The 14,666-nt window shown below is 67.8% G+C and carries 15 protein-coding genes; all 15 read left to right on the top strand.

The window, feature by feature from the left end; genetic code table 11:
* Positions 1-203: 203 nt before the first annotated feature.
* The 15 genes from M1D55_RS19970 to ureC all read left to right on the top strand — a co-directional run bounded on the left by M1D55_RS19970 (position 204) and on the right by ureC (position 14,664).
* On the top strand, positions 204-665 hold the full coding sequence (locus M1D55_RS19970; protein WP_006576681.1) for a DUF1178 family protein: 462 nt from the start codon (positions 204-206) through the stop codon (positions 663-665).
* 89 nt (positions 666-754) lie between these two features.
* A complete protein-coding gene (locus M1D55_RS19965) occupies positions 755-1,957 on the top strand; it encodes an acyl-CoA dehydrogenase family protein (RefSeq protein WP_232206808.1) in 1,203 nt (400 codons plus the stop codon).
* Between the two features lie 13 nt (positions 1,958-1,970).
* Positions 1,971-3,089, top strand: a complete 1,119-nt coding sequence (locus tag M1D55_RS19960; RefSeq protein WP_456281665.1) for an acyl-CoA dehydrogenase family protein — start codon at positions 1,971-1,973, stop codon at positions 3,087-3,089.
* A 230-nt stretch (positions 3,090-3,319) separates the two neighbouring features.
* Positions 3,320-3,772: a MaoC family dehydratase gene (locus M1D55_RS19955; RefSeq protein ID WP_064573115.1), complete on the top strand. Its 453-nt coding sequence runs from the start codon at positions 3,320-3,322 to the stop codon at positions 3,770-3,772.
* 19 nt (positions 3,773-3,791) lie between these two features.
* Complete coding sequence (locus M1D55_RS19950; protein ID WP_006576677.1) at positions 3,792-4,271, top strand: MaoC family dehydratase; 480 nt, start codon at positions 3,792-3,794, stop codon at positions 4,269-4,271.
* Positions 4,272-4,473: 202 nt separating this feature from the next.
* Complete coding sequence (gene urtA, locus M1D55_RS19945) at positions 4,474-5,730, top strand: urea ABC transporter substrate-binding protein (RefSeq protein WP_023263595.1); 1,257 nt, start codon at positions 4,474-4,476, stop codon at positions 5,728-5,730.
* 322 nt (positions 5,731-6,052) lie between these two features.
* Complete coding sequence (gene urtB, locus M1D55_RS19940) at positions 6,053-7,702, top strand: urea ABC transporter permease subunit UrtB (RefSeq protein ID WP_440268080.1); 1,650 nt, start codon at positions 6,053-6,055, stop codon at positions 7,700-7,702.
* The gene (urtC, locus tag M1D55_RS19935) at positions 7,699-8,901 is read left to right on the top strand and encodes an urea ABC transporter permease subunit UrtC (RefSeq protein ID WP_156526365.1); all 1,203 of its coding nucleotides are present in this window, start codon (positions 7,699-7,701) and stop codon (positions 8,899-8,901) included. Before urtB ends, urtC begins: the two co-directional genes overlap by 4 nt.
* A gap of 8 nt (positions 8,902-8,909) precedes the next feature.
* A complete protein-coding gene (gene urtD, locus M1D55_RS19930; RefSeq protein ID WP_456281664.1) occupies positions 8,910-9,758 on the top strand; it encodes an urea ABC transporter ATP-binding protein UrtD in 849 nt (282 codons plus the stop codon).
* Positions 9,759-9,808: 50 nt separating this feature from the next.
* Positions 9,809-10,501, top strand: a complete 693-nt coding sequence (gene urtE / locus M1D55_RS19925) for an urea ABC transporter ATP-binding subunit UrtE (RefSeq protein ID WP_006579909.1) — start codon at positions 9,809-9,811, stop codon at positions 10,499-10,501.
* Between the two features lie 43 nt (positions 10,502-10,544).
* Positions 10,545-11,429 (top strand): urease accessory protein UreD, encoded by an 885-nt coding sequence (locus M1D55_RS19920; RefSeq protein WP_456281663.1) that lies wholly within the window; start codon positions 10,545-10,547, stop codon positions 11,427-11,429.
* A gap of 101 nt (positions 11,430-11,530) precedes the next feature.
* Positions 11,531-11,833 carry an urease subunit gamma gene (locus M1D55_RS19915; RefSeq protein ID WP_006579911.1) on the top strand — a complete coding sequence of 101 codons (303 nt, stop codon included), beginning with the start codon at positions 11,531-11,533 and terminating at the stop codon, positions 11,831-11,833.
* 106 nt (positions 11,834-11,939) lie between these two features.
* A complete protein-coding gene (locus M1D55_RS19910; RefSeq protein ID WP_456282743.1) occupies positions 11,940-12,578 on the top strand; it encodes a HupE/UreJ family protein in 639 nt (212 codons plus the stop codon).
* A 62-nt stretch (positions 12,579-12,640) separates the two neighbouring features.
* Positions 12,641-12,946, top strand: a complete 306-nt coding sequence (locus M1D55_RS19905; protein ID WP_006578015.1) for an urease subunit beta — start codon at positions 12,641-12,643, stop codon at positions 12,944-12,946.
* Complete coding sequence (ureC, locus tag M1D55_RS19900; RefSeq protein ID WP_456281662.1) at positions 12,946-14,664, top strand: urease subunit alpha; 1,719 nt, start codon at positions 12,946-12,948, stop codon at positions 14,662-14,664. The genes M1D55_RS19905 and ureC overlap by 1 nt, the downstream gene beginning before the upstream one ends.
* Positions 14,665-14,666 lie beyond the last annotated feature (2 nt).

Genomic DNA, 14,666 nt, shown 5'->3' with positions numbered 1-14,666 from the left:
GCCAAGGGTGTTCTCCCTCTCCCGCTTGCGGAAGAGGGCCGGGGAGGGCCGGGGAGAGGGCAACCCACCTTTAAATTCGCCGAGACGCTACCATCTTCCCCAGACGCCAGCCCCAGGCTGGCCGCGGTCAGGAAAAAATTAGAACGACCGTTCACAAATTTGCGATTCACGGCTAATATTTGCTTTGACGGGCTGGAAACATCATGAAGGTGCTCGACCTGCGCTGCGCGCATGACCATCGGTTCGAAGGCTGGTTTGCTTCGGAGGACGATGCGCAGTCGCAGATTTCGCGCGATCTCGTTCAGTGTCCTGTCTGCGGCGACCACGCGGTGACGCGGCTGCCGAGCGCCCCGCGCCTGAATCTGTCCGGCGCGGCCGAGCGCCAGCCGGCTGCTCAGGCGCCGGCGCGGCAGGCACAGGCGGTCCCGCAGGCGGCGCAGGCTCTGCAATCGCTGTATCTGCAGGCGGTCAGGCAGGTGCTGGCGCAGACCGAGGACGTGGGGCCGCGCTTTGCCGAGGAGGCCAGGCGCATGCATTACGACGAGGCACCGGAACGCGGCATCCGCGGGACGGCGTCGCCGGAGGAAGTGCAGGCGCTCGCCGAAGAGGGCATCGAAACGTTTCCGCTCGTGGTGCCGGATGCGCTGAAGCAGACGGCTCACTGAATCGCGTCCCGTGCCCGCCTTCGCGCCGGTGCGAGGGTGCGTTGGCCAGAACAATTTGCCGGCCGCAGCCGGCATCACTGGAGACGGGCATGGATCTCAATTACACGGCGGCCGACAACGCCTTCCGCGAGGAAGTGCGCAGCTGGCTGGAAGCCAACCTGCCGGCGGACATTCGCGCCAAGATTCTGAATCACCGCCGGCCCAACCGCGACGATCTGGTGCGCTGGCACAAGATCCTGGCGGGCAAGGGCTGGTCGGCGCCGCACTGGCCGGTCGAGTACGGCGGCACCGGCTGGAACGCGACCCAGCGCCATATCTGGGATGAGGAAAATGCCCGCGTCGGCGCGCCCGGCGTGCTGCCCTTCGGCGTCGCGATGGTCGCGCCGGTGATCATGAAGTACGGCAACGAGCAGCAGAAGTCGTACTACCTGCCGCGCATCCTGGACTGCACCGACTGGTGGTGCCAGGGCTATTCGGAGCCGGGCTCGGGCTCGGACCTGGCCTCGCTGAAGACCCGCGCCGAACTGACCCCGGACGGCAAGCACTACATCGTCAACGGCCAGAAGACCTGGACCACGCTCGGCCAGCATGCCGACATGATCTTCTGCCTGGTCCGCACCGACCCCGAAGCCAAGAAGCAGGAGGGCATTTCCTTCCTGCTGATCGACATGAAGACGCCGGGCATCACCGTGCGTCCGATCATCATGCTCGACGAGGACCACGAGGTGAACGAGGTCTTCTTCGACAACGTCCAGGTGCCGGTCGAGAACCGCGTCGGCGAGGAGAACAAGGGCTGGACCTACGCCAAGTACCTGCTCGGCCATGAGCGCACCGGCATTGCCCGCGTCGGCAATTCCAAGCGCGAGCTCGGCTTCCTGAAGCGCGTCGCGCGCCAGCAGCAGAAGAACGGCAAGCCGCTGCTGGAGGATCCGGTGTTCGGCGCCAAGGTCGCCGCGCTGGAGATCGAGCTGATGGCACTGGAAATCACCGTGCTGCGCGTGGTGTCGAGCGAGAGCGCCGGCAAGGGCCCCGGCCCCGAGGCCTCGCTGCTGAAGATCAAGGGCACCGAGATCCAGCAGATGCTGACCGAGCTGATGGTCGAAGCCGTCGGCCCGTACGCGCAGCCGTTCGACCGCGACTACCTGGAGTGCGAGACCGAGCATGCGGTGACCGGCTACGACGATGCCGCGCCGCTGGCCGCGTACTACTTCAACTTCCGCAAGACCTCGATCTACGGCGGATCCAACGAAATCCAGAAGAACATCATCAGCCAGATGATCCTGGGGCTGTGAGGAGACAGGAACCATGAACTTCAATCTCAGCGACGAGCAGAAGCAACTGGCTGATGCGGTACGCCGCTTCATCGACAAGAGCTACGACTTCGAGTCCCGCAAGAAGGCCTACAAGAGCGAGACCGGCTACAGCGAGGCGGCCTGGAACGCGCTGGTCGAACTCGGCCTGACCGCGCTGCCGGTGCCCGAGGCGCAGGGCGGCTTCAACGGGTCGGCCATCGACATGATGGTGGTGATGCAGGAGCTGGGCCGCGGCCTGGTGGTCGAGCCCTATCTGGCGACGGTGACCGCCGCCTACGCGCTGAAGCAGGCCGGCGGCCAGGACGCGGTGCTCGAACAGGTTGCCGGCGGCGAAATCAAGCTGGCCACCGCGTTCAACGAGCGCGAGGCACGCTACACGCTGAACGACGTGCGCGTGACCGCCAAGGGCGGCAAGCTGAACGGCACCAAGGTCGTGGCGATCCACGGCGGCCAGGCCGACAAGCTGGTGGTGTCGGCGCGCAGCGGCGGCGGCAACGCCGACCAGGACGGCATCTCGCTGTTCCTGGTCGATGCCAAGGCGCCGGGCGTCACCATTCGCGACTACCGCACGATCGACAACCTGCACGCGGCCGATATCACGTTCCAGGACGCCGCTGGCGAACTGCTGGGCGCCGAGGGCCAGGGCTGGGCGCTGCTCGAGCAGGTCGCCGACTACGCCGCGGTGCTGCTGTGCGCCGAGGCCGTGGGCGTGATGGACACGCTGACCGCCGCCACCATCGAGTACGCCAAGACGCGCCAGCAGTTCGGCGTGCCGATCGCGCGCTTCCAGGCGCTGCAGCACCGCATGGTCGAGATGTTCATCCATGCCGAACAGTCGCGCTCGATCACGCTGCTGGCCGCGGCCCGCTTCGACGAGGCGAGCCCCGAGGAGCGCCGCCGCTACGTGTCCGCCGCCAAGGCGCGGGTCGGACAGGCGGCGCGCACGGTCGGCCAGGAAGCGGTGCAGATCCACGGCGGCATGGGCGTCACCGACGAACTGCCGGCCGCGCACATGTTCAAGCGGCTGACGCTGATCAACACGACCTTCGGCGACGTCGACCACCATCTTGGCCGCTTCGCCAGCCTGCCGGAATTCCAGCAGGCGGCATGATGGCCAGCCGCTGAGGCAAGCAAGGCCGCGCTCGGGCTGAACGTCCGGCGCGGCTTTTTGCATTCCGGGTTTCTCCCCTCTCCCGCGTGCGGGAGAGGGGCGGGGGAGAGGGCAGCGGCGGTCGCTATGTACGTGGCGACTGAAACCACCCCTCTCCCCGACCCTCTCCCCTGAGGGGAGAGGGAGAACACACTCGATACATTGTCGATACCGACAACCACGGAGACCCCATGTCCGACACCATGTACTTCGAAGACTTCGTCGTCGGCAGCCGGCGCGAGCTCGGCTCGCGGCTGATCACCGAGGACGAGATCGTCAGCTTTGCCACGCAATACGATCCGCAGCCGTTCCACGTCGACAAGGAGGCGGCGAAGAAGAGCATCTACGGCGGCCTGATCTCGAGCGGCTGGATGACCTGCGCGGTGATGATGCGCATGCTGGTCGACAACATGACATCGAAATCCGCCAGCATGGGCTCGCCTGGGGTCGACGAGATCCGCTGGCTCAAGCCGGTCTATGCCGGCGACACGCTGACCGTGTTTGTCGCGGTGCTGGACAAGCGGCCGTCGCAGTCCAAGCCCGATCGCGGCGTCGTGCACACGCAGTGGGAGGCGGTCAACCAGCGCGGCGAGCTGGTCTGCACCGTCAAGGGCATGGGCATGTATGGCCGCCGGCCGGCCTGACATTGGACAAGGAGAGAAGATGCGCACCATCGCTTCGCTGGAAGAACTCGAGGGCCTGCAGGGGCAGGAGGTCGCCGTCAGCGACTGGACCGAGATCACGCAGCACCAGGTCAATCTGTTCGCCGAGGCGACCGGCGACCATCAGTGGATTCACGTCGATCCCGAACGCGCGCGGCGCGAATCGCCGTTCGGCGCGCCGGTCGCGCACGGCTTCCTGACGCTGTCGCTGCTGCCCGCGCTGATGCAGAGTGCGATGCAGATGCCGGGCGTCAAGATCGGCGTCAACTACGGCCTGAACCGCGTGCGCTTCACCGCGCCGGTGCCGGTCGGCAGCCGGCTGCGCGCGCGCATCAAGCTGCTGAAGGTCGAGCGCATCGCGCCGCCGCCCAATGCACCGGACCTGGTCGGCGCGCAGTCGACCTGGGAGGTCACGATCGAGCGCGAGGGCAGCGACCGTCCGGTCTGCGTCGCCGAATCGATCAGCCGGCGCTATTCCTGACGCCCCGGCGCGGTGCGCCGCACCGCTTTGCGTCATCGCACCATCGTGATGCAAGGCGCCGGCGCACCGCCACGGTGCCGTCATCTCGATGCAGTCACCCACGCGGCCACAGGCCGCGTTCTTTTTTGGTGGCACGCTAGTTGCAGAAGTCCCTGCCGGGGTGCGTTCTTCCTCGAACACCAATACGAGCTAGGGAGCTGCAATGAAACGACGTGAGATATTGAAGCTGTCGGCGGTGGCCGCCGCGGCGATGATCGGTACCAGCCCGCTGGCGATCGCGCAATCGAAAGAGCCGATCAAGGTGGGCGTGCTGCATTCGCTGTCGGGCACGATGGCGATCTCGGAGACGTCGCTGAAGGACGTCGCGCTGATGGCCATCGACGAGATCAACAAGAGCGGCGGCGTGCTGGGCCGCAAGCTGGTGCCGGTAGTCGTCGATCCCGCGTCGAACTGGCCGCTGTTCGCCGAGAAGGCGCGCCAGCTGATCAGCAACGACAAGGTTGCGGTGACCTTCGGCTGCTGGACCTCGGTGTCGCGCAAGTCGGTGCTGCCGGTCTACGAGGAACTGAACGCGCTGCTGTTCTATCCGGTGCAGTACGAGGGCGAGGAGATGTCGAAGAACGTCTTCTACACCGGCGCGGCGCCGAACCAGCAGGCCATTCCCGCGGTCGAGTACCTGATGAGCAAGGAGGGCGGCGGCGCGAAGCGCTTCTTCCTGCTGGGCACCGACTACGTGTATCCGCGCACCACCAACAAGATCCTGCGCGCATTCCTGAAGAGCAAGGGCGTGGCCGACAAGGATATCGAGGAGGTCTACACGCCGTTCGGCCACAGCGATTACCAGACCATCGTCGCCAACATCAAGAAGTTCTCGCAGGGCGGCCGCACCGCGGTGATCTCGACGATCAACGGCGACTCCAATGTGCCGTTCTACAAGGAGCTGGGCAACGCGGGCCTGAAGGCCAAGGACGTGCCGGTGGTGGCGTTCTCGGTCGGCGAGGAAGAACTGCGCGGCATCGATACCAAGCCGCTGGTCGGCCACCTGGCCGCATGGAACTACTTCATGTCGGTCAAGAACCCGGAGAACGACGCGTTCAAGAAGCAATGGGCGTCCTGGGTCCAGGCCAACAAGCTGCCGGGCGGCGACAAGCGCGTGACCAACGATCCGATGGAAGCGACCTACGTCGGCATCCATATGTGGGCGCAGGCGGTCAAGAAGGCCGGCACCACCGATCCGAACAAGGTCCGCGCCGCGATGATCGGCCAGACCTTCAAGGCGCCAAGCGGCTTCACGCTGACGATGGGCGAGAACCACCATCTGTACAAGCCGGTGATGATCGGCGAGGTCAAGGGCGATGGCCAGTTCTCGGTCGTCTGGAAGACGCCGAAGCCGCTGCGCGCGCAGCCGTGGAGCCCGTTCATCGCGGGCAACGAGGGCAAGCCGGACAAGGTGATGTGAGGCTCCTTGCGGGAGAGGGTGGCAAACCACCCCCTCTCCCCGACCCTCTCCCCCTGAGGGGGAGAGGGAGAACACCGTCGGTTCTCTGATTCCGCTGGACGGAGAGGGAGAAGACCGTCGGTTCTCTCGCAGGTTTTCTTCTCTCCCGCTTGCGGGAGAGGGGCGGGGAAGAGGGAGAACACCGTCGCAAAGACAATTGCACCGCCGGTTTTCTCCCCTCTCCCGCTTGCGGGAAAGGGGCGGGGGAGAGGGTAGCGGCGCTCGCTATCCCACTGCCATCCGCTTCAAGCCCACTCCATCATCCAGGACACTACCCATTTCCATGTCCCGACCGATGCTGCCCCGCGCCTCCTGGTGGCGCGCCACGCTTGCCGTGCTGCTGGTGCTGCCGCTGCTGCTGGCCGCACCCGCGCTGTGGGCCGCCACCGCGCTGACCCAGGCCGACCTGCAGCCGCTGGCCGAAGACGACTTCGACGCCAAGCGCGCCGCCATCGCCGCGCTGGCCAAGGCCGATCCGAAGCAGGCTGGCCCGATCCTGCGGGCACTGCAGGACGACACGCTGCAGTTCGCGCCGGGCATCGGCATGGTGCGCGTCGACGGCGAGCGTGCGATCGACGCGATCACCGGCAAGCCGGTCGAGGTCGATGCCGGCGCGCTGCAATCGCTGACCCTGAACAACAGCCTGCGCGCGCAGGTCGACGGCGCGGCCGGCAGCCTGCTGCTGGCGTCGCCGGATGCCGCGGTACGCGCGCAGGCGATTGCCGCGCTGCTCGAGCGCCCCGAGGACGCGCCGCGCGAGGCCGTCGCCGCCGCACGCCAGTCGGAAGCCGACACCGCGCTGCGCGCCAGGCTCGACGTGATCTGGGCCAATACCGTGCTCGCCGACGGCAGCCGCGACGAGCGGCTGGAGGCGATTCGCATACTGGGCCGCGACAGCGATCCGGCCACGCGCCAGCGGCTGCAGCCGCTGGTCGAGCGCGACGACAGCGGCCAGTACCGCGAGCCCGACGCGCAACTGCGTGCCGCCGCGCAGCAGGCCCTCGACAATCTGCGCGCCAGTGAACGCCAGGCCGAGCTGATCGGCAACCTGTTCGCGGGCCTGAGCCTGGGCAGCGTGCTGCTGCTGGCCGCACTGGGCCTGGCCATCACCTATGGCCTGATCGGCGTGATCAACATGGCCCATGGCGAATTCCTGATGATCGGCGCCTATGCGACCTGGCTGGTGCAGACGCTGTTCCGCACCTATCTGCCCGATGCCTTCGACTGGTATCTGCCGGCGGCCTTGCCCGCGGCCTTCCTCGCTGCCGCCGCGGTCGGCTTCGTGCTGGAGCGGCTGGTGCTGCGCCATCTGTACGGCCGTCCGCTGGAAACGCTGCTGGCGACCTTCGGCATCAGCCTGCTGCTGATGCAGGCGGTGCGGATGCTGTTCGGCGCGCAGAACGTCGAGGTGGCGAACCCCAGCTGGATGAGCGGCGGCGTGCAGTGGATGCCGGGACTGGTGATTCCGTACAACCGCATCGTCATCGTCGTGTTCGCGCTGGCCGTGGTGGTGATCGCCTGGGCCGTGCTCAATCGCACCCGGCTCGGGCTGTTCGTGCGCGCCACCACGCAGAACCGCACGATGGCAGCGTGCGTCGGCGTACGGACCTGGAAGGTCGACAGCTATGCGTTTGCCTTCGGCGCGGGCATCGCCGGGCTCGGCGGCTGCGCGTTGTCGCAGATCGGCAATGTCGGCCCGGACCTGGGGCAGGCCTACATCATCGATTCCTTCATGGTGGTCGTCCTCGGCGGCGTCGGGCAGCTGGCCGGCACCATCGTCGGCGCCTTCGGCCTGGGGATCATCAACAAGTTCATCGAGCCGTTCTACGGCGCGGTGCTGGCCAAGATCATCGTCCTGGTGCTGATCGTGCTGTTCATCCAGAAGCGGCCGCAGGGACTGTTCGCGCTCAAGGGGCGCAGCGCGGAGGCATGATGCAAAGCTCGATCGATCCTTCAACGCGCGCCTTCACGCTGGCGGTGCCCGCGCGCCAGCCGCTGTTCTCCACGCGCGGCTGGCTGGCGCTGGCGCTGCTCGCGCTGCTCGCCGCCGTGGTGGTGCCGGTGTGCGCGCTGGTGCTGCCCGACACGCATCCGCTGCATCTGTCGGCCTATGCGCTGACGCTGATCGGCAAGATCATGTGCTTCGCGCTGGCGGCGATCGCGCTCGATCTGGTGTGGGGCTACTGCGGCATCCTGAGCCTGGGCCACGGGCTGTTCTTCGCGCTCGGCGGCTATGCGATGGGCATGTACCTGATGCGCGCGATCGGCCGCGACGGTGTCTATCGCAGCGAGCTGCCCGACTTCATGGTGTTCCTCGACTGGAAGGAGCTGCCGTGGTTCTGGCACGGCACCGAGCATCTGGGCTACGCGCTGCTGCTGGTGGTGCTGGTGCCCGGCGTGCTGGCCTGGCTGTTCGGCTTCTTCGCGTTCCGCTCGCGCATCAAGGGCGTCTACCTGTCGATCATCACGCAGGCGATGACCTATGCCGCGATGCTGCTGTTCTTCCGCAACGAGACAGGCTTCGGCGGCAACAACGGCTTCACCGACTTCAAGCGCATCGCCGGCTTCGCGATCGCCGCACCCGAGACGCGCACCGTGCTGTTCGTACTGACCGCGTTCGCGCTGCTGGGCGGGCTGATCGCCTGCCGCTATATCGTGACCTCGAAGCTTGGCCGCGTGGTCACCGCGGTGCGCGATGCCGAGACGCGCGTGATGTTCTCCGGCTACAACCCGCTCGGCTACAAGCTGTTCGTCTGGACCTTCTCGGCGGTGCTGTGCGGCATCGCGGGCGCGCTGTACGTGCCGCAGGTCGGCATCATCAATCCGGGCGAGATGTCGCCGGCGAACTCGATCGAGATGGCGGTCTGGGTCGCGGTCGGCGGACGCGGCACGCTGATCGGTCCGGTGATCGGCGCGTTCCTCGTCAATGGCGCCAAGACGCTGTTCACCGCGCATTTCGCCGAGTACTGGCTGTTCCTGCTCGGCGCGATGTTCGTGCTGGTGACGCTGTATCTGCCAAACGGCGTCGTGGGGCTGCTGGTTCGCCTGCGGCGGGGCGGCGCGGCGGGTGCAACGGCGGCACCCAAGCCCGCGCCCGTGGCGGTGCCTGCCGGCAGCGGAGGAAAGGCATGAACGCCGCAATGAAAGAACGCCACGACGCGGCGCAGGCGGAAAGCGGCGACGCCACCGGCCTGGGCCGCGTGCTCGAGCGCGGCGCCATCGACGTCTCGCACGGCCCGATCCTGTATCTGGAGGACGTCACCGTGCAGTTCGACGGCTTCCGCGCTTTGAACCGGCTGACGCTGTCGATCGACCACGGCGAACTGCGCTGCGTGATCGGCCCCAATGGCGCGGGCAAGACCACGATGATGGATGTGATCACCGGCAAGACCGGACCACGCAATGCCTCGGTCAGCGGCCGCGTGTTCCTTGGCCAGAGCATCGACCTGATGCGGCTGAACGAGCCGACCATCGCGCAGACCGGCATCGGCCGCAAGTTCCAGAAGCCGACCGTGTTCGAGCAGCACGCGGTGTGGGAGAACCTGGAGCTGGCGATGAAGGCCGACAAGCGCTGGTGGTCGTCGCTGCGCGCACGGCTCGACGCCGATGGCCGCCGCCGCATCGAGCAGACGCTGGCGCTGACGGGCCTGGAGGACGAGGCCTACCGGCCGGCGGGGCTGTTGTCGCACGGCCAGAAGCAGCGTCTCGAGATCGGCATGCTGCTGATGCAGCGGCCGCAGCTGTTGTTGCTCGACGAGCCGGTAGCCGGCATGACCGACGAGGAAACGATGCAGCTGGCGAAGCTGCTCAATGGCCTGCGGGGCAGCTGCTCGATGATGGTGGTCGAGCACGACATGGAATTCGTCGCCGCGCTGGCGGGCGAGGCCGGCAAGGTCACGGTGCTGGCGGAGGGCAGCGTGCTGGCCGAGGGCACGCTGGACGCGGTCAAGCGCGACGAGCGCGTGATCGAATCGTATTTGGGGCGCTGAACGGCGGCGCTGAACGGCGGCGCGGAATGGAAGCGCAGAAAGGAAAACCGATGCTGCAAGTCAGCGGATTGAACCAGTACTACGGCGGCAGCCATATCCTGCGCGACGTCAGCTTCGACGTGCCGGAGGGCCGGCTGACCACGCTGCTCGGCCGCAACGGCGTGGGCAAGAGCACGCTGCTGAAATGCCTGATGGGCGTGGTGCCGACCCGCAGCGGCACCATCCGCTGGCACGGCCGGACGCTGGACAAGGCGCCGCCCTACGAGCGCGTCGCCGCGGGCCTGGCCTATGTGCCGCAGGGCCGCGAGATCTTTCCGCGGCTGACCGTCGAAGAGAACCTGCTGATCGGCGCCGCCAGCCGCGGCAAGCCGGCCGGCGTGCCCGACCGCATCTACCAGCTGTTTCCGGTGCTGCGCACGATGCGGCAGCGCCGCGGCGGCGACCTGTCGGGCGGACAGCAACAGCAGCTGGCGATCGGCCGCGCGCTGATGAGCGAGCCGAAGCTGCTGATCCTCGACGAGCCGACCGAAGGCATCCAGCCGTCGATCATCCAGGACATCGGCCGCGCGTTGCGGCTGCTGGTCGACGAGTTCGGCATGACGGTGCTGCTGGTCGAGCAGTACTACGAGTTCGCGCGCCATCTGGCCGATCACTACGTGGTGATGAGCCGCGGGGAGGTGGTGGCCAGCGGCGAGGGCGGGCGAATGGAAGAGCAGGGCGTGCGGGAAATGATCGCGGTCTAGGCCGCGTTCCGTCTTCGCGTTCGCTTCCGCCTCCGCCGAGTCTATGCGCCATCCCGATTTTCCCGCCGACGATCCTGCCGCGACGATGGCCATGCCGGCCGCGTGGCACGCCAGCCTGCGGCTGCGCTTCGCGGTGCGCGGCGAACGCACCGCGCTGGTCGAGCGGCGGCATGCCGGGCCCCTGATGGTGCAGAAGCCGCTGTATCCGGAGGGCGGCATCTGCCATGCGGTGGTGCTGCATCCGCCGGCCGGCATCGCGGGCGGCGACGTGCTCGACATCGATATCGGCATCGAGCCCGGTGCGCACGCGGTGCTGGCGACGCCGGGCGCGACCAAGTGGTACAAGTCGCTCGGCCGCGACGCCAGCCAGCGCGTGCGCATCTCGGTCGCGGCCGGCGCGAAGCTGGACTGGCTGCCGCAGGAGAACATCGTGTTCGACGATGCGCGCGCGCGGCTCGCGACCACGGTGGAGGTCGCCCCGGGCGCCAGCGCGATCGGCTGGGACGCGCTGGTGCTCGGGCGGCAGGCGTCCGGCGAGCAATGGCGGCGCGGCACCGCGTGGATGGACACGCGCATCGGACAGGGCGTCCGCACGCTGTGGCGCGAGCATGCCCGCCTCGATGCCGATTCGCCGGTGCGCCGGGCGCGCGTCGGGCTCGACGGCCTGCCGGTGCTCGGCACGCTGTGGGCCGTCGGCGCGGGCGCGACGCAGGAACTGGCCGAGCAGCTTGCCGAGCGCCTGCCGTATCGGCCCGATCTGCGTGCCGGCGTGACGTGCCTGGCCGACCCCGAGCAGCCGATGCTGCTGCTGCGCGTGCTGGGCGCGCGCATCGAGCCGGTGCGCGAGCTGATGGTCGCGGCGTGGAGCGCGTTGCGGATGCCGATCCATGGGGTAGCGGCGAGGCCGTTGCGGCTGTGGGCGACGTAACGGGTCGAACTGACAAGTCGATCCAGCAGGTCGATCCAGCAGGTCGATCCACCAGGTCGATCTGACAGGTCGACGTAACGACAGAACGTTGAGGACTGGCGATGGAACTGACGCCAAGAGAGAAGGACAAGCTGCTGATCTTCACCGCCGCGCTGCTGGCCGAGCGCCGCCGCGCGCGTGGGCTGAAGCTGAACTATCCGGAGGCGGTCGCGCTGATCACCGCCGCGATCATGGAGGGCGCGCGCGACGGGCGCACCGTCGCCGAGCTGATGCATGCCGGCACCACGGTGCTGTCGCGCGAGGACGTGATGGACGGGGTCGCCGAAATGATCCCGGAGATCCAGGTCGAGGCGACCTTTCCCGACGGCACCAAGCTGGTCACCGTGCACCAGCCGATCGTCTGACCTGCGTCACCCGCATCGCCAGCATCGCCGCCGCTGACTGAATTTCCGTTTTCTACCGAGGACCAACATGGCCGGTTTCATTCGTTCCGTTTCCTTCCAACAAGCCATGCCGCGTGGCCGGGCGGGTGTCGCCGCTCATCTCGCCGCTGCGGCCGCGCTGCTCGCCAGCGGGCCGGCACTGGCGCATCCGGGCCACGATGTCGCCAGCGTCGGCGCCAGTCTCGCCTCCGGCCTGCTGCATCCGCTGACCGGTGCCGACCATCTGCTGGCGATGGTGGCGGTGGGCGTCTGGAGTGCGCTGGCGGTGCGTGGCGCAGGCGCGGGTGGCGGAGCGGGTGGCGGCGTGCTGCGGTTGCCGCTGGCCTTCGTCGCGCTGATGCTGGTCGGCGCCGCGCTCGGCCTCGCCGGTGTTGCCCTGCCCGCGGTCGAGCCGATGATCGCCGCCTCGCTGCTGGTGATCGGCCTGCTGGTCGCGCTGAGTGCGCGGCTGCCCTCCGGCGTGGCGATGGCGCTGGTCGGCGGCTTCGCACTGTTCCATGGCCATGCGCACGGTGCCGAACTGCCCGCGAGTGCCGGCGCGCTGCCTGCGGTGCTGGCCTATGTCGGCGGCTTCGCGCTGGCGACGATGGCGCTGCATCTGGCCGGCATCGCCGCCGGCTCGGTACTGCGCCGGCATGCGCCGTGGCTGGCGCGCGCGCTTGGGGCCGGCGTCGCGCTGTATGGCGTCGGGCTGATGGTGGCCTGATGGTGGCCCGATGGTGGCCCGATGGTGGCTCGAATCCGCCCCGACCAACGACAGGAGACCCGATGATCCCCGGTGAACTGATGCCCGCCGACGGCGAGATCGAACTGAACGCGGGCCGCGCGACGATACGGCTGGCGGTCGCCAATACCGGCGACCGGCCGATCCAGGTCGGCTCGCATTTCCACTTCCACGAGACCAACGCCGCGCTGGAGTTCGACCGCGATGCCGCGCGCGGCTTCCGGCTCAATATCGCCGCCGGTACCGCGGTGCGCTTCGAGCCCGGGCAGTCGCGCACGGTCGAGCTGGTCGCCCTCGATGGCGACCGCATCGTCTACGGCTTCAACGGCAAGATCATGGGAGCGCTGTGATGGCGTTGACGATCGGAAGGCAGGCTTATGCCGAGATGTTCGGGCCGACCACCGGCGACCGCGTGCGGCTGGCCGATACCGCGCTGGTCATCGAGGTCGAGAAGGATTTCACGATCTACGGCGAGGAGGTCAAGTTCGGCGGCGGCAAGGTGATCCGCGACGGCATGGGGCAGAGCCAGCGGCTGGCGCGCGACTGCGTCGACACCGTGATCACCAATGCGCTGATCGTCGACCATTGGGGCATCGTCAAGGCCGATATCGGCATCAAGGACGGCCGCATCGCCGGCATCGGCAAGGCCGGCAATCCCGATATCCAGCCGGGCGTGGCGATCGTCATCGGTCCGGGCACCGAGGTGATCGCGGGCGAGGGGATGATCGTCACCGCCGGCGGCATCGACAGCCATATCCACTTCATCTGCCCGCAGCAGATCGAGGAGGCGCTGATGAGCGGCGTCACGACGATGATCGGCGGCGGCACCGGTCCGGCTACCGGCACCTATGCGACCACGGTGACGCCGGGCCCCTGGCACATGGAGCGGATGCTGCAGGCGGTGGACGCCTATCCGATGAATATCGGCCTGCTCGGCAAGGGCAACGCCAGCCTGCCGCAGCCGATCGTCGAGCAGGTCGAGGCCGGCGCGATCGGGCTGAAGCTGCACGAGGACTGGGGCACCACGCCGGCCGCCATCGATACCTGCCTGTCGGTGGCCGACGCGACCGACGTGCAGGTCGCCATCCATACCGACACGCTGAACGAGGGTGGCTTCGTCGAGGCGACCATCGCCGCGTTCAAGGGCCGCACCATCCATACCTATCACACCGAAGGCGCCGGCGGCGGGCATGCGCCGGACATCATCAAGGTCTGCGGCGAGGCCAACGTGCTGCCGTCGTCGACCAACCCGACGCGGCCCTACACGATCAATACGATCGACGAGCATCTGGACATGCTGATGGTCTGCCACCACCTCGATCCGTCGATCGCCGAGGACATCGCCTTTGCCGAGAGCCGGATTCGCCGCGAGACCATCGCGGCCGAGGACATCCTGCACGACCTCGGCGCGTTCTCGATGATCTCCAGCGATTCGCAGGCGATGGGGCGCGTCGGCGAGGTGATCCTGCGCACCTGGCAGACCGCGCACAAGATGGCGTTGCAGCGCGGCAAGCTTCCCGGCGATCCGCACGATGCGCGCGGCGGGCACGACAACTTCCGCGTCAAGCGCTATGTCGCCAAGTACACGATCAATCCGGCACTGACGCATGGCGTCGCGCACGAGGTTGGCTCGATCGAGGTCGGCAAGTGGGCGGACCTGGTGCTGTGGAAGCCGGCGTTCTTCGGCGTCAAGCCGAGCCTGATCCTGAAGGGCGGCATGATCGCCGCCGCGGCGATGGGCGATCCCAACGCGTCGATCCCGACGCCGCAGCCGGTGCATTATCGGCCGATGTTCGCCAGCGCAGGCGGCGCGCTGCACCGGTCGTCGCTGACCTTCGTGTCGCAGGCCGCGCTGGCTGCGGATGTGGGCGGGCGTTATGGGCTGCAGAAGACGCTGTCGGCGGTGCGCGGCACACGCACGGTCAGCAAGCGCGACATGATCCACAACGACTGGCAGCCGACGGTCACCGTCGATCCCGAGACCTACCAGGTCGTCGCCGACGGCCAGCTGCTGACCTGCGAGCCGGCGACCTCGCTGCCGATGGCGCAGCGCTATTTCCTGTTCTGACC

This window comes from Cupriavidus sp. JZ107, assembly GCF_053903255.1.
The sequence above is the reverse complement of the archived record's forward strand: the minus strand, read 5'-3'. Positions and strand labels throughout refer to the sequence as shown.